The sequence below is a fragment of the Candidatus Woesearchaeota archaeon genome, from assembly GCA_016180285.1.
GTDB lineage: Archaea > Nanobdellota > Nanobdellia > Woesearchaeales > JACPBO01 > JACPBO01.
This window is the reverse complement of record JACPBO010000038.1, coordinates 1-20485: the sequence shown is the minus strand read 5'-3', so window position 1 is coordinate 20485 and position 20485 is coordinate 1. Positions and strand designations below refer to the sequence as shown.

Below are 20485 nucleotides of genomic sequence, written 5' to 3'. Positions count from 1 at the left end.
CAAAATAGTCGGCTGCCGGTGATGTTTTAAGCACAGATGTTATTACTTTTTTCATCACATCCTTTCCAATGACATCTTCAAGTGTTATTTTTGGTTCGTAAGATAATAATCCTGCCAATCCTGACGGGCTGCTTTTTCTAAGCGCAAATTGTATATCTTCTTCATCTATCTTAGATCTTTTATTGTGTTCTCTAAATGTATTTGCTAAACTGATAACATGAACCAGATCTGCTGGCGTATATCCCTGAGTTTTATTAGCTATTGATTTAACAACATCCTGCGGTAATTTAGAAACAACCTTCATGATCTCAACTCTGTCCTTATAGTTGGGGACAGGAAAATCGATGTTGAAACCTAAACGTTCAGGACGCATTAAAGCAGGGTCCAGAATTTCTGGTTTATTAGTTGCTGCTATGACTGTTATGCCTTTATTTTTTTCTTTTTCGCTAAGTTCGGTCAATAATACGTGCAAAGATTCTTTGCTTTCCCCAACATTCATTAAAGCTGCACTCCTTTCCATGCCCAAACCATCTATCTCATCTATGAAAATGACAACTTTGTTGCCTTCTTTGGCTTTCTTTCTTGCTTCACTAAAAATTCTTTTTAGGTGCTCAGAATTAACTTTTGAAGCATTATAAAACAATGCTCCTGATTCTTTTGTTACAAGTTTTGCTAATACGGTTTTGCCAGTTCCTGGAGGGCCTTTAAACAATGTACCATAAATTCTATTCGCATCTTTTTGGCTCATATTTATTGTTGTCTTAACAAGCTCAAGATCTTGCCTAAGGGTTTCTGGTATGTATACGTTTGTTATTATGTTATCCAGGCTCTCAGGGGCAATTGGCTGTTGTGCCCCGGGTATATTTGATGTATCAAATAATGGCATTTTTTACCTCCTATTAAGAATCTCTATATTTAATTTAACAATAGTCTCGGGCTTAAGGTCATCCTGCAATATTTTAGGTATGACTATGATAGCTTGTTTCCCGTGTTTGGCTATTTTCTTGGTTATTGTAAATTTGTTTGTTTCCATTTGTACTGTATCCTGCATACATAAATAGGATATGCTTACAACAGGGCAGTAACACCCAGTATATAAATCTTTCTATTTTTACCACTCATAAATAATAAACATAAAAACGCAATCTTTAAATACTAATACTATTAAAATATCATATAAATACCTAAATAATACTATAATAATACTAACTAATCGAATAAAAAGGGCAAAACGAAAAACAAAAGCATCAGAAACAACATGGTCCATGTTTACCTAAATGACCATGAAAAGTCTGCAATCGAAGAGGAAGCTAAAAAGCTCGGGATCTCTGTTTCTTCCTATATCAAGATAAAACTGTTCTCAAAAGAGGTGAAATAATGGACAAGAGATTAAGGGACGTGGTAGATTACCTTGATGAAGATGAGTTAAAAAAAATAAAAAAAGACCTTGAAGAAGGCGGCTTTCATCTGAGGAAATTCGTTGAAAACAAAATAAAAGAAAGGGAAAAGCTGCATCAGACAATATGCAAGGTTTGCGCAAATGAGCTTGATCCATACTCAACAAGCAACTATACTTTGATTTTCGGGCCGGATGACTTCAAGAAAAAGGCATCTTTCTGCGGCATTGACTGTATGGAGCACTTTTTAAATAACCTGAAAGAGATAAAAAAAGAATCATTGAGATGGCAGAAAAAATGAAATTCTTTAAAGAAATAAAAGATAGAAAAGAATTGGAAAATGAAATTAAAAAATTGGAAATAGATGTAGAACGAGAAATCAAAGGATTTGCACAGATAAAGGAACTTGAGCAGAAAAAGATTGAGATTTTAACTAGAATAGAGGTTCTGTGGCGTAAGAGATGGGAAGAAGCAGAAAGATTTGTTAAGGATACAATACCGAGCTGTATCAGAAAACAATTAGCTTACATAGAAGAAGACGCTAAATTAGCAGAAGATGAAAGATTGGTTATTTACTTGATGGAAAAAGGAGCAGCAAGGACAAGCTATTGGGAATTTGATGAAAAAACAAAACAGTATTTTTTTGAACTTATAAAAACTGAAAAAAATCTTGAAAAAGAACTAATTGGGTTATTTGAACCTATAAGGTCCTTCTATAAAAATTTGAAAATAACTTTTGAAAAGCAGCTGAAGTTATTCCAGCAAGAAAAAATCTGGGATTTGATAAATAAAAATCAGCAAATATTATATGAAATGAAAAAGGAAAATGAAAAAATACAAAAATGGAATGAGCTTTGTGAAAGAAAATATGCTACAATATCACACCATGTAAGAACAACCAGAATTCTAGTAGAAACAAACTTTGATGACCCAAACACAATAAAAGATTTTCTTGAAAAGGTTAAAGAAAAATGCGGGTTTAATCTATTTGGTAGCGAGGGGGGTTATAGAACGATATATCAGAAAAATATCCCTGAGAAAACACAGGACTTTATTGAGAGAATTTGCGAATTGCCAACAAGTATTATAGGTGGGAAATTGAGAAGTACAGCGTACCCTGGTTTTGTAAAATACGATGCAGAATTGGGCTGCAATGAGGTGGTTTCTTATCAAATCTATAATGCCCCTACAAAAGCAGTATTAACAAAATGCAATGATGAAAAACCTACAATATTTATCTATTATGGTTTGCATGAGGGGTTTATAAAAGGTAGGCAGGATAGACTAAGTGCAACCCTAATTTTAGGAGCAGAAGATGCAACAAAACTTTTAATTTATTTTAAAAAAAATCTGTCCAGGGTATATGATTTTTTTCGTCAATTCCATGATAGATTTAATACTAAATTGATTACCAGGAATGGCAAGATGTTATTTGTTCCTGTGGCTTTAAATGAGATTATTGACTATAAAGAAAGAATATTTAATGTCAAAGAAGAATTTTTCAAAGAGTTCATATTAACATATTAACAAAAATGGAATACTATCAAAAAACAGCTGATGAAGCCCTGAGCAGCCTAAACAGCTCAAGAAAAGGCTTAAGCAGCGAGGAAGCTGCAAAAAGGCTCAAGCAATACGGGCTTAATGAGATTAAAGAAGGCAAAAGAACCAGCCCTTTTGAGATTTTACTGAACCAGTTCAAAAGCTTCCTGATAATGATCCTGATAGCAGCAACCTTGGTCTCCCTGTTTGTAGGCGAATATATAGATGCTTTGGTAATATTTATTATTCTTGTCTTGAATGCAATTCTGGGCTTTGTGCAGGAATACAAGGCTGAACGCTCAATTGAAGCGCTAAAAAAGCTTTCAGCATTAAAGGCGACTGTTTTAAGAAACAATGAATCGGAATCAATAGATGCCGCCAATCTTGTCCCCGGCGATATAATAATTCTCGAAACAGGAGCAAAAATACCCGCAGACGGAAGAATAATTGAAGCAGTAAATTTCAAAACTCAGGAAGCCACTCTTACAGGAGAGTCTCTGCCTGTCAGAAAAGACGCCAAGGTGATTTCTGAAAAAAAGCAGGTTGCCGAGCAGTGCAATATGGCATTTGCAGGAACAATCGTTACAGACGGCAGGGCAAAGGTTGTTGTTGCATCAACAGGAATGGCTACGGAGTTTGGAAAAATTGCTGCAATGATACAAGAATTAAAGCCGGAACTGACGCCATTGCAGAAAAAATTAAAGCAGCTTGGCCAATGGCTCGGCTCAATAACATTGGCAATATGCCTTTTCGTAATAATCGGCAGCTTTTTGCACGGCATAAACATTTACAATTCCTTTTTGATCGGCCTCAGCCTGGCTGTTGCCGCTGTGCCTGAAGGCCTGCCTGCAGTTGTGACTATTTCATTGGCTCTGGGAGTGAGGCGGATGGTAAAGAAAAATGCATTGATAAGAAAACTGCCTTCTGTTGAAACACTTGGCTCAACAACAGTTATCTGCACTGATAAGACTGGAACATTAACATGCAACGAAATGACTGTAAGAAAGATTTATGTCGACAATAAAATAATAAATGCCACAGGAACAGGCTACAATGACAAGGGAGAATTCCTTTTTAACGGAAAAAAATTTTCAAGCGATGATTTAACCCTTATTCTGAAGATGGGCTGCCTGAACAACAACAGCAGGCTTCATGGAAATAATTTAATTGGCGACCCGACAGAGGGCGCATTGACAGTCAGCGCTCTTAAAGCAGGCATCAGGAAAGAAAGCCTTGAAAAAAAATGGCAGAGAATTGATGAGATCACTTTTTCCTCGGAAAGAAAGAGGATGACAACAATACACGAAACTGAAAACGGAAAAATAGCAATAATGAAAGGGGCTCCGGAAGTTGTGCTTGGATTGTGCAGCAAATTCCTTGTTGACGGAAAAATCAAGCAGTTATCAGCTCAGAATATTAAAAATATACTTAACATTAATGAAGATTTTGCAAGCTCTGCATTAAGGGTCATTGGATTTGCATATAAAAAACTAAGCAGCAATGAACAAGCCAATATGAAAGGCATCGAGAAAGACATGGTTTTTGCAGGGTTGCAGGCAATGATTGATCCGCCCCGCTATGAAGTCAGGGAAGCAGTTAAAAAATGCGGGGAAGCCGGGATAAAGGTTGTTATGATAACTGGCGACAGCGAGGCAACAGCAAAGGCCATTGCAGAAGAAATTGGAATTATTGGAGATTCCATAACCGGCGAAGAGCTTGACAATCTGAAAGACTTAAGTGGCATTGTTGATAATACTGCAATCTATGCAAGAGTCAATCCTGAGCATAAGCTTAAAATTATTGGTGCTTTAAAGAAAAAAGGCCATATTGTTGCAATGACCGGCGATGGAGTTAATGACGCTCCTGCATTGAAGAAAGCAGACATCGGCATTGCAATGGGCATTGCAGGGACAGATGTTGCAAAAGAAGCTTCCCATATGATATTAACTGATGATAATTTCGCGTCTATTGTAAACGCTGTTGAAGAAGGCAGAGGAGTTTATGAAAATATAAGAAAGTTTTTTGCTTTTTTGATATCCGGCAATATGGGTGAAGTTATCATAATATTCATGGCTGTTTTGTTTGGCTTTCCGCTGCCTTTGACAGCAACCCAGATTCTGCTTATTAACCTTGTAACAGACGGCCTGCCTGCGACAGCATTAAGCGTTGATCCTTTTGAGCCAGGATCAATGAAGCAGAAGCCAAGAAAGCCAAATGAGAAAATATACAAGGGAATGATGCCCTATATTGTGTTCTATCCTATTCTTATGTTTTGCGCAACATTCTTTGTATTTGGGGCAAGCATTTTTAATGGAGAAGGCATTGTAATTGCGCAGACAAAGGCATTCATTGTGATTGCCATGTTCGAGCTTTATCAGGCATTTTCCTGCAGGTCTGTGAATTACCCGTTGTCAAGAGTCGGATTTTTCAAGAACAAATGGCTCATACTGGCAGTGCTGGTTTCGTTTATGGCAGTTATAGCAGTTGTCTATATCCCGGCATTGCAGAAGGTATTCGATACAGCTGCGCTGAGCATTTATGAATTCATGCTGCTGATCTTAGTGTCAGGAGCCGGGGCGCTTTATCTCGAGATACATAAGTTTGTGAAGATGAAGATCAGCGGTGTAAAAGGCCTTTAATTGTTCGGTAAGCGTTTGCCTTGTCTTTCAGACCAAGCTTTTCTGCCATTTCCATTGCCATGTTAAAATTTCCAGTTTTTTCATAGATTATTCTTGCTTCTTCGAACATATGTGCTTCTGCATATAAGTGTGCGATATTATTGTTTTGATAGGAATCAGAAATGAGCTTTCTACGAAATAATCGTCTTCTAACTTATTTCTTTCTCTCATCATTTATGAGCCTTCTTATTTTCTATTTAAGATTCAGTCTAACACAGTCTAAAGATAAATAAAGTTTCTTTTTTATTACTTTTTAGTTACTAAATCGAAAGGCTTTTAAAGAGACAAATATTAACATTTGTTGACTATGTGGATGTCCAAAGAAGAACTTGAAAAAAGGGTAATAAACAAAGAAGGGAAAATCAATTTAGACGCATCTATCAAGGATTTTATTGAATATGTGGGATACAAAAGCGGAGGGGATAAGAATGGTTTTAGAATGCCAAGAACTTATTATTGCTTACTAGACGGTCCTCATAATATAAAAACACTTCGTGAATTAGAAAAATTCAGAGAGGAGGGAATCGGGAGGTCGCCATTAGCTGAGATAAGCCAATTTGGTAAGAAGTGCTCAGAAGACTTAAACGACGTTCTGACAAAATTTGGAATAGAACCCATACCTTGGATTACTAAGAAATATAAGGCTTGGGAGTTAAGAAAAAAGTACGAGGCAAAATATGGTAAAGAGTATTGGAGATACATTTAAAATTTTTCTATAAAACAAAAATTAGGGACAATTGGCTTTAATTCATCTGTCTCGTTGTTATCAAGACACCTGTCTTATGTGGATAAAGACATTTGTCTTGATGATATGCGCATCTTATTCACTTTATTTTGTTTCTGCAATAAATGAAGTTTTCAATAACTTTATAAGATAAACAGCTTTTTTATTTCCATGGAAGGCTTTTTCAAAGAAATAATTGAAGCAATCAAAAAACAAAAGATCAGCAAGAACAGGCTGAATAATGTAAAGATAAAGCTCTCAAAAAAACACCAGATGAAGGTTATTCCGACAGACATACAGATATTAATGAACGCTTCCAAAGAGGATCTTCCAAAAATAAAAAAATTTCTCCAGACAAAGCCAACACGAACAATAAGCGGCGTTGCAGTGTGCGCAATCATGACTGAGCCATTTAAATGCCCGCATGGAAGATGCATATACTGCCCCGGCGGCATAAAAAGCTATTTTGGCACAGTCCCGCAGTCTTATACAGGAAAAGAGCCAGCTACATTGAGAGCAATAAGGAATAAATACGACCCTTATCTTCAGGTGTTCAATAGGTTAGAGCAGTACATTGTTCTCGGCCATTTCCCGGGAAAGATTGAGCTGATCATAATGGGCGGCACTTTTCCAAGCTTTCCAAAAAAATACCAGGAGAATTTCATCAAATACGCATTTAAGGCAATGAATGATTTCTCAGATTTGTTTTTTAAGAAGAATAAAGAATTTGGCATACTGAAATTCAAGGATTTCTTTGAATTGCCGGCAGATGTAAAAGACAAAAAAAGAACAAAAAGAATCCAGAACAGATTATTGATTATGAAAAACAAAATAAAAGGCATATTGCTTGAAAAAGAGCAAACAAGAAATGAAAATTCAAATATCAAATGCGTTGGCCTGACAATGGAAACAAGGCCGGATTACGGAAAATTGAATCAGGGGAATGAGATGCTGAGATTAGGGGCAACAAGGGTTGAGCTTGGTGTTCAGACAGTTTATGATGATGTTCTGAAAAAGGTTGAAAGAGGCCACACAATCAAAGACACAATTGAATCAACAAGGATTCTGAAAGACCTCGGATTTAAGATAAATTATCACATTATGCCCGGCTTGCCTGGAGTTTCATATAAAAAAGATTTAGAGGCATTAAAAGAGCTTTTTGAAAATCAAGATCTCAGGCCTGATATGCTCAAGATCTATCCCTGCATGGTCTTGAAAGGAACTAAATTATATGATTTGTATAGAAGAAGGAAGTATAAGCCGCTGACAACTGAAAAAGCCGCTCATTTAATTGCGGAATTCAAGAAAAACATTCCAACTTACGCAAGAGTGATGAGGATCCAAAGAGACATACCGACTTATGCCACTGAAGCAGGTGTTGATAAAACAAACCTAAGGCAGTATGTTGAAAAGATAATGAAAAATAAAAAAATAAGGTGCAATTGCATAAGGTGCAGGGAAGCTGGAAATTACTTAAAAAGCAAAAATATCAGGAAAATCCTGAAAAGCATTGAAATAAAATCAGCTTATTATGAAGCATCTCATGGATCGGAATTTTTCATTTCTGCCGAGGATTTTAAAAATAAAATTTTATTTGGCTTCTGCCGCTTAAGATTCCCTTCGCAATTCTTAAGAAAAGAGATAACAGAGGACTCTGCTTTAATAAGAGAGCTTCATGTCTATGGCGAAGCAGCTGCAATCGGCAAAAAAGGCTCAATACAGCACCATGGCCTGGGAAAAGAGCTGTTGAAAATGGCGGAAGAGATCGCAAAGACATATTACAAAAACAAGATTGTTGTGATCTCCGGGATTGGTGTAAGAAATTACTACAGAAAATTGGGATATAGGAAAGAAGGTCAGTATATGGTTAAGTTTATAACGTCTCTTTAGTAGTAAAAATAGAAAGATTTTTAAAGGAGTTGTTTTTTCATATTTGCATGAATGATGAAATGGATTACAAACCGAGCAAGGATGTTGCAAGGCTTTTTGGTCTGAATAGATGTGTTTTAAGAAACTATGCTGGCACTGGTTTAGTCAAATATGACAGAAGAGGTAAAGATCTTTACGTCAGCGTGGAAGATACAGAACATCTTGCAAAGGGAATTGAGGGCAGAAGATTACTTGGTTCTTTAATTAAAAAAATGTATATGCTTCAAAGAGAGGAAGTAGGGATTGAAAGATTGCCTGTAATGCTTGGGTTATCCAAGAATGATCAGGTGTCAAATGATTTAATTGAACATGCCTTGTGGTTTTATTCATATGAGAGAAAAAGGTATATCGCTGGATATGGTTTGGATGGAAAAGAAAATGAGGTTTTACTCATAGGTGAGGTATTAGCCAGGCTGGGAATAAGCTACAAAAATGTCATCTACCATTTAATTTCTGAACGCTACCTTGCCAGTTATGAGCAAAAAAAGAATAGGGCTAAAAATGGAGTTAAATTTATCCTGTTTGATTCATGGCTGGAATATATAGGAACCAGAAAGGGCAAACCGCTATTTAATTCAGAGAAAGCACTTAGATCATTATCCTTAATAAGGCCGGAAGTAAAGATAACTCCTCAAAGACTTTGTGATATTGCCCGAGAAAACGATATAGGATTTAAAATTTCTCCAAAAAAGAAAAAAAGCACGTTCTTGTTTACTCGGCAAGAAATATACGATTTAGTTCATTTAGTATGAAAAGAATAAATTAAATTTCTCAGCCCAGCATGGCGACGTTCTTAATAAGCGCATTCCCAACCACAACCAATGCAAGCGAAGCAATTACGATCAAAGAATAAGCGATCACATTCCACCTTATCACCTTGGCTCCGTCTAAAATCCCGAAAGGAATCATGTTAAACAATGCCAGCCAGCTGTTGATCAGCAATCCGTACAAAGCAAACAGGGTAATGGGCGGATATGGGCTTGTAAAACTCAAGCCAAGGAAAAACAAAGCAAGAACTATGTTGACCAAAGGCCCTGCTGCTGAGATCATTCCGTACTTGTTCTTTTCAACTCTTCCTGCTATCATGGTTGCGCCTGGAGCGGCAAAAACAAATCCCAAAAAACTCATTGCAATCATCAAAAAAAGCATTTGAAAGTTAGCTCTGAACTCAGACCAATATCCAAAATGCTGCGCTGTAAGCTTATGAGCCAGCTCATGCAGCAAAAATCCGATCCCTACTGTGAATGCCGCAAATATTATGTTCAGCAGAAATTTAAAAGAGAACAGGCTTACTGAAAACCCTCCGCCTAAGACAATGGCGAATGCCACTGAAATGGCAAGCCATGCTTTCCATAAGTGATTAATTTCTGTTTTTGAGGTTTTTAGCTTCATCTCAGGCATTGAAATTTTTATTTGTTTTTAAAGGTTTGTAAAATGTTTATTCCACTGGCGATTTCATCTGCGCTTAAGCTATTTGCTTCCAATATGATGAAAGTTTTTTTAATGATTTCTTTATCGAAATCCTTCAATGTGCTTAAATTCACATTCTTGTGCTGATCGTAACTCCCGTCATTCTCATGGCAGTGCACTGCAAATGCCTTTTGCTGCATTGATTTTATGAAATCGCCCTTTTCAAAGCTGAATCTCCTTGCTGCAGCGCTTAAATGCCCGGCATCAATCAAGATTCCGAGGTTTTTTATTTTTAATTTTTTAAATAAATTTAAAAAATATTCCTTTCTTGCAAAAAAGTCATCTCCGCATTCCCCGCCGTGGTTTTCAACTGCGATTTTTATTCCATAGCCGGCTGCAAGCTCGCAGACCTTTGTCAAATTTTCTTCAAAAGTTTCCAAAACCTCTTTTTCACCATATTTTTTTGTTATGTAAATCCCGTGAGCATCAACATCGCCAAGCGCTGCAGAATGAAAGCTGTAAAGCCTTGCATCGAGCTTTCTGCAGAGCTCTATTGCGTTTTCAACAATGAACATGGATTTTTCAAGAATATTCTTGTTTTGCGAGCCTATATTGATCATTATCCTTTCCTTTATCGGAGGAAAAAATCCGTGGATTATGAAATTCGCATCATTTTCTTTCTTGTACTTTAACAGAAATTTTAATAGAAAATCAGGCTCCATTTCAGAATGAACGCTGCCAAGCTCTATGTTTTTTATATTGCTGTTTTTATAAAGCTCTAGAACTCTTAATAAATCCTTTTCAAATCCCTCATTTATTCCTTTTAAGCACGCTGTTGAGACGAAGATCATCAATTTTAATGCACGCCGGCTGTATTTAAACGTTGTGAAGTGCAAAACCCTGTTGGCAAAAAATATCATGTCTTTGAAGTAGTTACAAAAGAAAAGTTTATAAAGAATGGCAGAATTTACACAGCTATACTAAGGTGATTAAACTGGCAAATGAAAAACATCAAGGAATTATAGTTTATGAAAGAAATACACGGTCTTTTGGGAATTATCCGTTTGCAATTTACTTTCCGCCGCATTTGCAACATAAGTATGATTCATATGTTAAAAATGGAGAAGTTCCATGCGAGGACGGGAGTTTAATCCTGGCCAGCAAATGGCTTAGAAAACCCTTAGACTGGCTGTTAATTACCTGCATTGGAAAAGAAATGGAGTTAAATGCAAAATAAAAATGTCGGAATTTTCCATCCAGTCTTTGACTGGTGGCGGAAAGCCAACCTTTTATATGCGGAAAATTCTGAGCATGCTCAAAAACCATTATATGCATAGGATGGCTATAATGGCTTACAGCCCATCATGCCACCCATCTATGATGGGTGGTTTTTGACATACAATAAGCGCTTTTTATTCAATAAGGTAAAAATGCAAACAATTGGACGAACTAAAGAAGAACTTAAAGCGATTGATTCGAGATTAGTTGAGGAATATAAAATTGAGCCGTACAATTGCGGAGTTAAATTAATACGCAAAGAAACAGTAATAACTTCACAAAAAACGAATTCAGAAACTGCGTTATATGAAATCGAACCAAAAGTGAATAATCGCGGTTTCAGAGAACTGTATGGCGCGAAAGAAGATGTGGCCAGAAATTTATCTCTGAAAGAAGCAATTATGATTGCTGAGCTTACATCAGGCTCACTTTACATTCCTGATCTGGTGCCATTAAATGCAGATTTGAACGCAATCGCTAAACTATGCTTCGGTGATGGTCAAAATAAAATCACAAAACAAGAAATTCCTTTCTCACATTAACCAACTATCCAATTCACATATATTTAAAAACAAACTGTTTTCTCTGTTTTATGCGTGAAAAAAGAGAGCGGGCAGAAGTGATAGAAAAAGGATGCCCGTTATGCGGCAATGATCTTAAAGGCAATGAAAAGATTCTTTATTACTGCAAAAGATGCAATTTATTGTTCAAAAGAAAAAAATAAAAGATATTTCACCATAAAAACATCTTGCCGAGAAACCCTTTCTTATCCTCTTTCTCAAACTCCTCGATCAGCTCTTTCTGCTTTTTTGTCAGTTTTTCAGGAACTTTTACAACAACCTTAACATTCTCGGATCCTTTCCCAAAGCCATTCAAATTAGGAATTCCTTCTCCCTTCATTCTAAAGATCGTATTCGACTGGGTTCCGGCAGGGATCTTCAGGGTTTTCTTGCCGTTTAAGGTTTGAACTTCTATCTCGCCGCCAACAGCAGCAGCTGAAAAGCTTATTGGAACTTCAACATTAATGTCATTGCCATCTCTTTCAAATATCTTGTGAGGCTTTACACGGATAACAACATAAAGGTCTCCTGATCTTCCGCCTTTACTGCCAGCTTCGCCTTCTCCTGTAACTCTAAGCTGCATTCCATCTTCAATACCGGCAGGAATTTTGATCTCGATTTTTTTATTTACAGTTACTCTGCCTTTTCCATTGCAATTAGAGCATTTTTCTCGGATATACTCCCCGCTGCCGCCGCACTTAGGGCATGCTGTTGTGGTTGAAAAAATTCCAAATGGAGTTCTCTGGCTTCTTTTTACATAACCAGTTCCAGCGCAATCAGGGCATGTGATAAAGTCAGTCCCATTTTCAGCTCCTGTACCGCTGCATTCAGAGCATTTATCCAGCTTTCTTAAAGAAATTGTTTTCTCTGCGCCAAAAGCAGCATCTTCCAGCTCAATATCCATGTCAAACCTTAAATCTGATCCGTGCTCTGTCCGCCTTCTTCTGCTGCCTCCGAATATATCGCTGCCGCCAAAAAAGCCGTCAAATATGTCGCCGAAATCAACTTCCATTCCAAGGTCTCCAAAATCAAACCCTGTGAATCCTGGCGGGACCTCTGCTGTGCCAAACTTGTCGTACTGCTCCCTCTTCTTCTGGTCGCCCAAAACAGCAGCGGCCTCATTTATCTCCTTGAATTTTTCAGTAGCGCTGGATTCTTTATTAACATCTGGATGATATTTTTTAGCAAGATTCTTGTAAGCCCTTCTTACTTCTTCAGTTGAGGCATTCTTATCAACGCCAAGTATTTTGTAGTAGTCTTTTGCCATATTGCTCTGCTGCAGTCAGCTTGTTTATTTCTTCAGGCTTCATTCTCATTCTGGAGAATATCTCTTTTTCCAGCCTTTTCACTTTAGGCTCAGCCTCATTTATCATTTTCATTATTTTTTTGTCTTTCGCCCCGTATTGCTGCCTTAAATAATCAAATCTGATTTTCGCTGAAACTATCCCTTCAGGATTGACTCTTCTGTCAGCATAATAAAATATTTTTTCTTCCCATGTTTTAGGCATAGTTCTGGCACTTAAGATCGCATGCAATACATGTATGAGAGCAAATCTTGCAACTGCATTAAATCCCTCTTTTTTCAGAATATTGCAGGACATTATGCCGTGCCTGCCATTGTTCAGTGTATGGATCTTGTCAATATCGTGCAATAAGGATGCTGCTTCCAATAATTTCAGATTTATCTTTTCCCCCCTTTTCTTCATTCTTTCCCCAATAAACAATGAAACCCTGCATACATCTTCAGAATGCCTTATTACATTAAGCGGAACAGAATATTTCTTCAATAGCTTGTAACACTCTTTTTTTGTCGGAATTTTCATCTTTACCCTGCAATGCTCAATCTTCTGCCTTTCTGCCATGCCTTTTTGGCGCTTTCTTTTCTCATTGTAACCCATGACCTGTCCTCATACTGTATGAATGCAAAGTTGTTGATCACATAATCCATAGAAATGTCATCCATTTCCTCATTTGCGCTGCACAGGTCAATAACCTCGTCTTTGCTCAGGATCCTGCATTTCCTTCTGTCCTTGCACACGCCTTCTATTTTCAGCTCGCAAATATCGCAGTATGGCGTTTTATCTGCCCGAACATGCGGAGCACTTTTGGCATTGTTTTGTGATTTTATTTTTTTCATAATCTATTTTTTCTTTTTATCCTTTTTCTCTTCTTTATCTTTCACAACCTCCGCATCAACAACCTTATCTTTCTTTTTAGGCTGCTCCTGCTCTTCCTCAGGAATGTCTTCTGGATTGACATAATCAGGGCCTGCTCCATTTTGCTGCGCCTTAGCCCTTTCTTCTGAAACCCTCTGATAAAGCTCAGTGCTTAATTTCTGTATTTTCTCGTTTATCTCTTCAAGCTTTTTCTTTATTGCATCAACGTCTTTCTTCTCAGCTTTCATCAGCTCTTTCAGGTCATTCATTTCCTTCTTTACATCTTCCAACTCATCTTCCTTTACTTTTCCTTCAAATTCCTTGAATAGTTTCTCTGTTGTGTAGATCAGTGTGTCCGCATTGTTGATGACTTCAACGTCTTCTTTTCTTTTTTTATCTTCCTCAGCATGCGCTTCAGCTTCTTTTTTCATCCTTTCAACATCTGCTTCATTTAGCTTGTTTGGCGCAGTTATCTTGATTGACTGCTGCTTTCCAGTTCCAAGGTCTTTTGCTGTGACGTGCAATATTCCGTTTGCATCAATGTCAAAGGTTACTTCGACCTGCGGAATTCCCCTTGGCGCAGGCGGTATGCCGACCAAATCAAACCTTCCCAGGCTCTTGTTGTCTGCTGCCATAGGCCTTTCGCCCTGCAAGACATGTATTGTAACTGCAGTCTGGCTGTCAGCAGCTGTTGAAAATACCTGGCTTTTCTTTGTTGGAATAGTTGTATTCCTTTCTATGAGCGGAGTCCTTATGCTGCCCAATGTTTCAATTCCCAATGTCAAGGGGGTAACGTCCAGCAATAAGATATCCTTTACTTCACCGGCAAGAACCCCTGCCTGTATTGCTGCTCCCATTGCAACGCATTCCATAGGGTCAACCCCTCTTTCAGCTTTTTTGCCGATGAAATCCTCGACAAACTTCTGCACAATGGGCATTCTTGTTGGGCCGCCGACTAAAATGATCTTGCCAATGTCCTTTGCAGTTAGCTTTGCATCAGAAATTGCCTGCTCCAGCGGATGCCTGCATCTCTTTATTATAGGCTCAATAAGCTGCTCCAGCTTTGCCCTTGTCAGCTTGAGCTGCAGATGCTTAGGGCCCTCATTTGTTGCGGTTATGAATGGAAGGTTAATGTCAGTTTCAATGACAGTTGAAAGCTCTATCTTTGCCTTTTCCCCTGCTTCTCTCATCAATTCCTTCCTGCTTTTTGAATTCAGAAACTATAAAATCAACAATTAAATTGTCCATATCAGTTCCGCCAAGCTGCGTATCGCCTGATGTGGATTTAACCTCAAAAACACCCTGGCCGAATTCCATGATTGTAACATCCAAAGTTCCGCCGCCTAAGTCAAAAACAAGTATCTTGAATTCCTGCTGAGCTTTATCAAGGCCGTAAGCAAGGCATGCAGCAGTCGGCTCGTTTACAATCCTTACAACTTCCAGCCCTGCGATTGTTCCTGCATCTTTGGTTGCCTGCCTTTGGTTGTCATCAAAATAAGCAGGGCATGTTATGACGGCTTTTTCTATCTTTTCCCCTAAGAATTCTTCAGCGTCTTTTTTTATCTTCTGCAGCAAGAATGCAGATAACTGCTGAGGCGTGTATTCTTTGCCCCTGATATTATATTTGAATGTTGTCCCCATCTTTCTTTTGAATGCTGTGACTGTACCTTCATAATTTGAAACAGCCTGCCTTCTGGCCGGCTCTCCTATTAACAGCTGCCCGTCTTTTGTAAATGCAACATGGCTTGGAAATGCCTTTCCGTATGCTGTAACGCCCTCGCTGCTCGGTATTATCTTCGGCCTTCCTGCTTCCAGGAATGCTGCTGCTGAATTAGATGTTCCAAGATCAATTCCAATTATTTTTTCCTTTCCCATTTTAGTCCTCCTAAATTCTCTGTTTTAAAGTATATTTATTCTTTCTTCAATGCTTTCTCTCTTAATTCTTCCACCCTTGCATCAGTCAGTATGCTCTTCTGCTTATGCATTGTTTCCTCGTATGAAACAATCTTCACAACTTCAAACAATTTTGTCAGCTTGTTCAGCTTGAAGCTGTCATAGGGCTTTATTGAGCCGAGAGCCTCGTAAATCTCAAAATCAGATGTCAAAATCTCAACTTCTGAAGATTCGCACATTATCAGCGTCTCTATCTTGTCATCTTCTCCTATCAAATACCTCAATATAGCCTCTGATGTAACATATTTTTTTTGCTTTATGTTTGATTCATTCATTTTTCACCTTGCATCAAGTAGCAGGCAGCATGGAAAAAGAGGTGTCCAAACCATGCCGCCCGCTGCGCTTGATCATGACTCATTTCAGCATACTGTAGCTTAATATTTTTTTAAGCTTCTCCTCATTTTTTACCAAATCTTTCAATTCCCCGCCTTCTACTGCATTGTTCGACTTGAGGAACGATGCATACTGCCTTATCGATTCAGGGTCATTTGCATTCACGCAAAAATTCAAATCAAACCACTTAACTATCTCTTCGCCGTCTTTGCTGCATGTCCCTATCCTGCAATATAGGGGCTTGAATTCATGTATTGCGCATTTTTTATTCTCTAAAAAAATGCATGGTCCGTAATTGTTTTTTATTTTTATTGATCGGAATCGGAATAATTTTGTGTTGAACTTTTCTGTTTCTTCTAAATACTTTTTTTTGAACTCTTCTTCGCTTAATTTCAGCTTTTTTGAAAGCTCTTTGATCTCTTCAGGAAGCAGATAACCGCCTCCAAAGCGGCAGCAGTGATCGCAATCTCCGCATTCTATTTTGCCTAATTCTAAAATTTCTGCTGTTTTTGTTTCTCTTTTTATGACCATTCTGGATGCGTTTTCATGAAATATTTGATTTGTTTTAAAATTTCCCTGTGGCTCAGCCCTTCAACAACACTTGGAGCATGAATCGCCACATAGTCATACAGCTTTCCTTTTGCTGATTCGTGTTCTTGTTTTAGCCTTTCTTTAACCAGATTATTTCTGTGCAGCTCATAAATTCTTGCAATCTCCAAAATTCCCTCTTCACCCTCTCTTCTTCGGGCTTCTTTGCTCAACTCATCTTCAACACAATGAAACCAATATGTTGTTATCATCAAATCTGTTGTTTCATTAACTTCATTAACCTTTTCAATAAGTTCTTTATGCTCTAAGTCCTCTGCATTAACAACATTGTCAACAAATCTCCAGTCAAGTCTGCTCATTTTTTGCTCACCTTCACTTTGCTGTGCCTGATCACAACATCTCCCAGCTTGTAGCCCTTCTGCAATTCTTCCAAAACAATATCTTCATCCTTGTCTGATTTCTCGCTCAGCAAGACTTCGTGATCATAAGGATCAAACTTCTTTCCAACTGCCTCGATTGGCGTTAATCCAAAATCCTCCAATAGCGAATAAAACTGCGAGTAAATAAGCTCAACTCCCTTTACAAACTTCTGATGATCCTGATCATTCTTCAAAGCAAGCTCAAAGCTGTCCAGTATGGGCAAAAACTGCGAAATCAATTTGCATGCAGTATATCCTGCAAGATCGCATTTCTCCTTTTCAGCCCTTTTTTTGTAATTTTCAAAATCTGCCTGCAGTCTCTGAAGTAATTCTGTTAATTCTTTTATTCTGGCTTCTTTTTCTGCCATTTGTTTTTTAAAATCCGTGTTCTCTTTTTCTTCTTTGTTTCTGTTCTCTGTTTTTTCAGCCATTTTTGCATATCAACTCGCTTTTTCAAAGCACTGCAACCCCCTTTATTTCGTTGACTTTAAATCAACGAAACTGTGGTAAGATGAACTTATTTAAATAGTTTTCGGTTTAAAAGGGAAAGTTTTATATATAAAGGCGTCTTGCTATAAGATATGGCGCAGGCATTTAAATTCACAATAATAACTTCTAACAAACCCATTGAAAAGAACATTAACCGTGAACTGCAATGGCTTGGAAGCTCTCTTGGCCTGTTCAATCTGCGCGATAAAGACAGCAGCTGCTTCCGCATTTTTGTTGAGTTTGTGAAAAGCGCCAAAACAAAGAAGCCGCTGTCAAGCGATGAAGTCGCTTATAAGCTTGATTTAACAAGAGGAACAGTTGTGCATCACATAAACAAGCTTGTGGAAGCAGGAATTATCACGCATGAAGGAAGGAAATATCTGCTAAGAGTTGACAAGCTGGAAATTCTTATTGATGAGATCGAGAATGATGCAAAAAGGGCTTATGAAGACCTGAAAAAGATAGCAAAAGATGTGGATAAGTGGATTGGATTGTGAAATGCTTATCAATCCGATAACTTTATATATGTCTTTATCTTGTATCTAAAATGTAGCTAAACATATATATCGATGTATTTAATCAAGAGGTATGGAAAAGGGGATGGTAAATGCTATTTCATTGTTAAAATCAAGTGAATATAGGCTAAAGATTGTTCAAGCAATAGGCAATGATACACTTACTCCTTCTGAAATTGCCAATAAAACAAAAATAAGATTAAATCATGTCAGCATGTTTTTAAAAGAATTAAAAGACAAAAATATAGTTAAATGCTTAAATGAAGGTGCAAGAAAAGGCAGGTTATATGAACTGACAGAAGTAGGAAAAAATGCAGTCAATAAGCTTAATGGAAAATAATGGGATAAAATTTAAGGATGAATCATGGGATTTTAGAGATGCATTTACTAAATATAGTAATCATGGGTTTCATACTTACCCTGCCATGATGATTCCACAAGTAGCAAGAAGATTAATTCAAATGTATGGGAAAGATAAAGAGGTTTTATTAGACCCTTTCATGGGTTCAGGAACAGCCCTTTTAGAGGCAAAACTGCATAAAAACTTCAAGAAAGCTTTTGGAATAGATATAAACCCTCTTGCTTTGTTAATTTCAAAAGTAAAAACTACTCCAATTAATCCAGAAACTCTAAAAGAAGAATACCGTCAATTAATCTCAAGATGCAATGCCGATAAAAAGGCAGTTAATTTTAGAGAAAAAGAAATTACAAAACCAGATTTTTTTAATATTGGATTCTGGTTTAAATCTCAAGTTATAACTGATTTAGCAATAATTAAACAAAATATTGAAAAAATTAAAGATAAGGATATTAAAGATTTTTTCTTAATAGCTTTTTCTGAAACTGTTAGGAATGTATCAAACACACGAAACAAGGAATACAAACTTTACAGAATGAGCCAAAGTATGCTGAGAAAACACAATCCAAATACTTTTGAAGAATTTAAAGGCAAGGCATCAAAGAGCATAATCGGGATGGAAGAATACTTTAAAGTCCATAATCATAAATGTCAAGTCAATATTTTAGCAGAAGATAGCAGAAAACTTACTTCAATTCCTGCAAATAGTGTTGATTTAATTGTAACTTCTCCGCCCTATGGAGATAGCAGGACAACAGTAGCTTATGGTCAGTTTTCAAGATTAGGCTTACAATGGTTGGATTATGGAAAAGAGGAAGTTTTGAATATTGATAAAGTAAGTTTAGGCGGGATACCAACTAAAGATTTACACAATGGTTTAGGCTCTCCAACCTTGAAAAAAACTTTAGATGCAATCTCTAAAATTGATCCTCGCAGAGCAAAAGATGTTTTAAGCTTTTATGTTGATTTTGATAAATGCACTCAAGAATTACACAGAGTTACTAAAAAAGGAGCATTTATGTGCTTTGTTGTAGGCAATCGAACAGTAAAAGGCATTCAAATTCCAACGGATGAAATAATATTAGAATTGTTCCAAGCAAAAAATCATTACAAACACCACAATACATTTATTAGAAATATCCCCCATAAAAGAATGCCTAAATTAAATTCTCCAACAAACATAGTCGGTAATCATGCTGTAACTATGAACGAAGAATGGATAGTTATTATTGAGAAACAATAATCAAATTTCTTCAACTTTGAACACTTTTGGGATGTTGTTTTTTAGAACTCTAAAACCAGAACCATGGTCGTGTGTTTTTCCTTTGCTTGAACCCATACCATAAACACCAATTCTGATATCATAAACAATTAATCCATCTTTAACAAATTGAATAAATTTTTGAAATGTCAAATCCTTTAACAAAGTAGCTTCTTTGAAATAGAAAAACTCCTTTCCACTTTCAAGTTTTGTTTCTGCATTTATAAAAGCAATTTGTTCGCATTTTGTCTCAATAATCTGTTTTAAGTCTGCAAAAGTGTAATAGATTGAATCATCAATTATTTTGTCAGTTGTCAAATCTTTAACCAAGATAAATATTTTTTCTGCTTTTTCGTCAACTTCCAGCTTAAATCCAATCTTTGAAAAGAACGTGTTGAATTTTGCACCAGATATGGTTGTATGCAATATTTTCATATTATTCTTATCTGGATGACCATACGTTTCTCTCAAGTAAGAGTTTGCACCTTTGGGATTTGAGGGAGATTTTGTAAATAATGTTAGCATACTTTTTGATAAATCTCTCTTTGATTTAATCTCTAAAATTCCTTGATAATCTGCAAGAGAACTATTATTTTCCACTATACCTATTGCATCTTCAAATGTTTTTCCAATTCCAGTATTATGTGTTCTGTGAGATTCAATAAATCCTTTCGATTTCACAACAAGAAAATCTTTTTTGAAACCTTGTAATATTTTAACATCCATGACTTAATGTCAAGATACAAATTTTATATAACGATACCACAAGATAGGTATATTTTAGATACATACGATACGCCCCCGATTCTTATTACTATTTTTTGTGAGTGTGCCCCTTAACGATTGTCCTTGATTTATCGCTTCGCTCATTGGATTGGACGACGGTGTGCCCCTGCGTCATAACTTTGCGGACGCAATTTTCCCACACTGCGTATGG

At 37.0% G+C, this 20485-nt stretch carries 23 protein-coding genes and 1 pseudogene; 11 read left to right on the top strand and 13 right to left on the bottom strand.

Features of this window, described 5'->3' with window-relative positions; translation table 11 throughout:
• Together HYU07_06840 and HYU07_06835 are read right to left on the bottom strand one after the other, a co-directional pair.
• The coding region (locus tag HYU07_06840) for an AAA family ATPase (protein MBI2129918.1) at nt 1-886 on the bottom strand (886 nt) is incomplete at its 3' end.
• Between the two features lie 3 nt (nt 887-889).
• Entirely contained in the window at nt 890-1033 is a 144-nt protein-coding gene (locus HYU07_06835; GenBank protein MBI2129917.1) for a hypothetical protein, read from the bottom strand.
• Between the two features lie 344 nt (nt 1034-1377).
• On the opposite strand from HYU07_06835, the gene HYU07_06830 reads away from it, so the two are divergent.
• The 6 genes from HYU07_06830 (at nt 1378) to HYU07_06805 (ending at nt 9019) form a co-directional block, all read left to right on the top strand.
• Nucleotides 1378-1698 (top strand): hypothetical protein, encoded by a 321-nt coding sequence (locus HYU07_06830; protein MBI2129916.1) that lies wholly within the window; start codon nt 1378-1380, stop codon nt 1696-1698.
• Nucleotides 1683-2924, top strand: coding sequence for a hypothetical protein (locus HYU07_06825; GenBank protein MBI2129915.1), 1242 nt, complete (start codon nt 1683-1685; stop codon nt 2922-2924). Before HYU07_06830 ends, HYU07_06825 begins: the two co-directional genes overlap by 16 nt.
• A 5-nt stretch (nt 2925-2929) precedes the next feature.
• Nucleotides 2930-5575 carry a cation-translocating P-type ATPase gene (locus HYU07_06820; protein ID MBI2129914.1) on the top strand — a complete coding sequence of 882 codons (2646 nt, stop codon included), beginning with the start codon at nt 2930-2932 and terminating at the stop codon, nt 5573-5575.
• 352 nt (nt 5576-5927) lie between these two features.
• On the top strand, nt 5928-6320 hold the full coding sequence (locus HYU07_06815; GenBank protein MBI2129913.1) for a hypothetical protein: 393 nt from the start codon (nt 5928-5930) through the stop codon (nt 6318-6320).
• 189 nt (nt 6321-6509) lie between these two features.
• On the top strand, nt 6510-8228 hold the full coding sequence (locus HYU07_06810) for a tRNA uridine(34) 5-carboxymethylaminomethyl modification radical SAM/GNAT enzyme Elp3 (protein ID MBI2129912.1): 1719 nt from the start codon (nt 6510-6512) through the stop codon (nt 8226-8228).
• A gap of 47 nt (nt 8229-8275) precedes the next feature.
• Nucleotides 8276-9019, top strand: coding sequence for a hypothetical protein (locus HYU07_06805; GenBank protein MBI2129911.1), 744 nt, complete (start codon nt 8276-8278; stop codon nt 9017-9019).
• 19 nt (nt 9020-9038) lie between these two features.
• On the opposite strand, the gene HYU07_06800 is transcribed toward HYU07_06805, so the two are convergent.
• A complete protein-coding gene (locus HYU07_06800; protein MBI2129910.1) occupies nt 9039-9659 on the bottom strand; it encodes a hypothetical protein in 621 nt (206 codons plus the stop codon).
• A 17-nt stretch (nt 9660-9676) separates the two neighbouring features.
• Entirely contained in the window at nt 9677-10528 is an 852-nt protein-coding gene (locus HYU07_06795; protein ID MBI2129909.1) for a sugar phosphate isomerase/epimerase, read from the bottom strand.
• A gap of 134 nt (nt 10529-10662) precedes the next feature.
• Here HYU07_06795 and HYU07_06790 point away from each other — a divergent pair, with 134 nt between their 5' ends.
• Together HYU07_06790 and HYU07_06785 are read left to right on the top strand one after the other, a co-directional pair.
• Entirely contained in the window at nt 10663-10914 is a 252-nt protein-coding gene (locus HYU07_06790) for a hypothetical protein (protein MBI2129908.1), read from the top strand.
• 193 nt (nt 10915-11107) lie between these two features.
• A complete protein-coding gene (locus HYU07_06785; GenBank protein ID MBI2129907.1) occupies nt 11108-11497 on the top strand; it encodes a hypothetical protein in 390 nt (129 codons plus the stop codon).
• 190 nt (nt 11498-11687) lie between these two features.
• Here HYU07_06785 and dnaJ read toward each other — a convergent pair whose 3' ends face one another.
• The 8 genes and pseudogenes from dnaJ to grpE all read right to left on the bottom strand — a co-directional run bounded on the left by dnaJ (nt 11688) and on the right by grpE (nt 17356).
• Nucleotides 11688-12782 carry a molecular chaperone DnaJ gene (dnaJ, locus tag HYU07_06780; GenBank protein ID MBI2129906.1) on the bottom strand — a complete coding sequence of 365 codons (1095 nt, stop codon included), beginning with the start codon at nt 12780-12782 and terminating at the stop codon, nt 11688-11690.
• Nucleotides 12748-13413 (bottom strand): HD domain-containing protein, encoded by a 666-nt coding sequence (locus HYU07_06775; protein ID MBI2129905.1) that lies wholly within the window; start codon nt 13411-13413, stop codon nt 12748-12750. The genes dnaJ and HYU07_06775 overlap by 35 nt, the downstream gene beginning before the upstream one ends.
• Nucleotides 13341-13652 carry a hypothetical protein gene (locus HYU07_06770; protein ID MBI2129904.1) on the bottom strand — a complete coding sequence of 104 codons (312 nt, stop codon included), beginning with the start codon at nt 13650-13652 and terminating at the stop codon, nt 13341-13343. Before HYU07_06770 ends, HYU07_06775 begins: the two co-directional genes overlap by 73 nt.
• Before the next feature lie 3 nt (nt 13653-13655).
• A pseudogene (dnaK, locus tag HYU07_06765) lies at nt 13656-15546 on the bottom strand (molecular chaperone DnaK).
• A 35-nt stretch (nt 15547-15581) separates the two neighbouring features.
• Nucleotides 15582-15899, bottom strand: a complete 318-nt coding sequence (locus HYU07_06760) for a hypothetical protein (GenBank protein ID MBI2129903.1) — start codon at nt 15897-15899, stop codon at nt 15582-15584.
• A gap of 79 nt (nt 15900-15978) precedes the next feature.
• Entirely contained in the window at nt 15979-16488 is a 510-nt protein-coding gene (locus HYU07_06755; GenBank protein MBI2129902.1) for a YkgJ family cysteine cluster protein, read from the bottom strand.
• Nucleotides 16479-16865 (bottom strand): hypothetical protein, encoded by a 387-nt coding sequence (locus HYU07_06750; GenBank protein ID MBI2129901.1) that lies wholly within the window; start codon nt 16863-16865, stop codon nt 16479-16481. Before HYU07_06750 ends, HYU07_06755 begins: the two co-directional genes overlap by 10 nt.
• Nucleotides 16862-17356: a nucleotide exchange factor GrpE gene (gene grpE, locus HYU07_06745; GenBank protein MBI2129900.1), complete on the bottom strand. Its 495-nt coding sequence runs from the start codon at nt 17354-17356 to the stop codon at nt 16862-16864. Before grpE ends, HYU07_06750 begins: the two co-directional genes overlap by 4 nt.
• 150 nt (nt 17357-17506) lie before the next feature.
• Between grpE and HYU07_06740 the strand changes: the two genes are divergently transcribed.
• The 3 genes from HYU07_06740 (at nt 17507) to HYU07_06730 (ending at nt 19530) form a co-directional block, all read left to right on the top strand.
• Nucleotides 17507-17911: a winged helix-turn-helix transcriptional regulator gene (locus HYU07_06740; protein MBI2129899.1), complete on the top strand. Its 405-nt coding sequence runs from the start codon at nt 17507-17509 to the stop codon at nt 17909-17911.
• A gap of 91 nt (nt 17912-18002) precedes the next feature.
• Nucleotides 18003-18269, top strand: coding sequence for a winged helix-turn-helix transcriptional regulator (locus HYU07_06735; GenBank protein MBI2129898.1), 267 nt, complete (start codon nt 18003-18005; stop codon nt 18267-18269).
• A complete protein-coding gene (locus HYU07_06730; GenBank protein ID MBI2129897.1) occupies nt 18241-19530 on the top strand; it encodes a DNA adenine methylase in 1290 nt (429 codons plus the stop codon). Before HYU07_06735 ends, HYU07_06730 begins: the two co-directional genes overlap by 29 nt.
• On the opposite strand, the gene HYU07_06725 is transcribed toward HYU07_06730, so the two are convergent.
• On the bottom strand, nt 19531-20274 hold the full coding sequence (locus HYU07_06725) for an MvaI/BcnI restriction endonuclease family protein (protein ID MBI2129896.1): 744 nt from the start codon (nt 20272-20274) through the stop codon (nt 19531-19533).
• Between the last annotated feature and the right edge of the window lie 211 nt (nt 20275-20485).

Coding starts and splice junctions, on each gene's coding strand:
- HYU07_06835 (MBI2129917.1), bottom strand. CDS start 1,033: ATGGAAACAAACAAATTTACAATAACCAAGAAAATAGCCAAACACGGG.
- HYU07_06830 (MBI2129916.1), top strand. CDS start 1,378: ATGGACAAGAGATTAAGGGACGTGGTAGATTACCTTGATGAAGATGAG.
- HYU07_06825 (MBI2129915.1), top strand. CDS start 1,683: ATGGCAGAAAAAATGAAATTCTTTAAAGAAATAAAAGATAGAAAAGAA.
- HYU07_06820 (MBI2129914.1), top strand. CDS start 2,930: ATGGAATACTATCAAAAAACAGCTGATGAAGCCCTGAGCAGCCTAAAC.
- HYU07_06815 (MBI2129913.1), top strand. CDS start 5,928: ATGTCCAAAGAAGAACTTGAAAAAAGGGTAATAAACAAAGAAGGGAAA.
- HYU07_06810 (MBI2129912.1), top strand. CDS start 6,510: ATGGAAGGCTTTTTCAAAGAAATAATTGAAGCAATCAAAAAACAAAAG.
- HYU07_06805 (MBI2129911.1), top strand. CDS start 8,276: ATGAATGATGAAATGGATTACAAACCGAGCAAGGATGTTGCAAGGCTT.
- HYU07_06800 (MBI2129910.1), bottom strand. CDS start 9,659: ATGAAGCTAAAAACCTCAAAAACAGAAATTAATCACTTATGGAAAGCA.
- HYU07_06795 (MBI2129909.1), bottom strand. CDS start 10,528: ATGATCTTCGTCTCAACAGCGTGCTTAAAAGGAATAAATGAGGGATTT.
- HYU07_06785 (MBI2129907.1), top strand. CDS start 11,108: ATGCAAACAATTGGACGAACTAAAGAAGAACTTAAAGCGATTGATTCG.
- dnaJ (MBI2129906.1), bottom strand. CDS start 12,782: ATGGCAAAAGACTACTACAAAATACTTGGCGTTGATAAGAATGCCTCA.
- HYU07_06775 (MBI2129905.1), bottom strand. CDS start 13,413: ATGGGTTACAATGAGAAAAGAAAGCGCCAAAAAGGCATGGCAGAAAGG.
- HYU07_06770 (MBI2129904.1), bottom strand. CDS start 13,652: ATGAAAAAAATAAAATCACAAAACAATGCCAAAAGTGCTCCGCATGTT.
- HYU07_06760 (MBI2129903.1), bottom strand. CDS start 15,899: ATGAATGAATCAAACATAAAGCAAAAAAAATATGTTACATCAGAGGCT.
- HYU07_06755 (MBI2129902.1), bottom strand. CDS start 16,488: ATGGTCATAAAAAGAGAAACAAAAACAGCAGAAATTTTAGAATTAGGC.
- HYU07_06750 (MBI2129901.1), bottom strand. CDS start 16,865: ATGAGCAGACTTGACTGGAGATTTGTTGACAATGTTGTTAATGCAGAG.
- grpE (MBI2129900.1), bottom strand. CDS start 17,356: ATGGCTGAAAAAACAGAGAACAGAAACAAAGAAGAAAAAGAGAACACG.
- HYU07_06740 (MBI2129899.1), top strand. CDS start 17,507: ATGGCGCAGGCATTTAAATTCACAATAATAACTTCTAACAAACCCATT.
- HYU07_06735 (MBI2129898.1), top strand. CDS start 18,003: ATGGAAAAGGGGATGGTAAATGCTATTTCATTGTTAAAATCAAGTGAA.
- HYU07_06730 (MBI2129897.1), top strand. CDS start 18,241: ATGCAGTCAATAAGCTTAATGGAAAATAATGGGATAAAATTTAAGGAT.
- HYU07_06725 (MBI2129896.1), bottom strand. CDS start 20,274: ATGGATGTTAAAATATTACAAGGTTTCAAAAAAGATTTTCTTGTTGTG.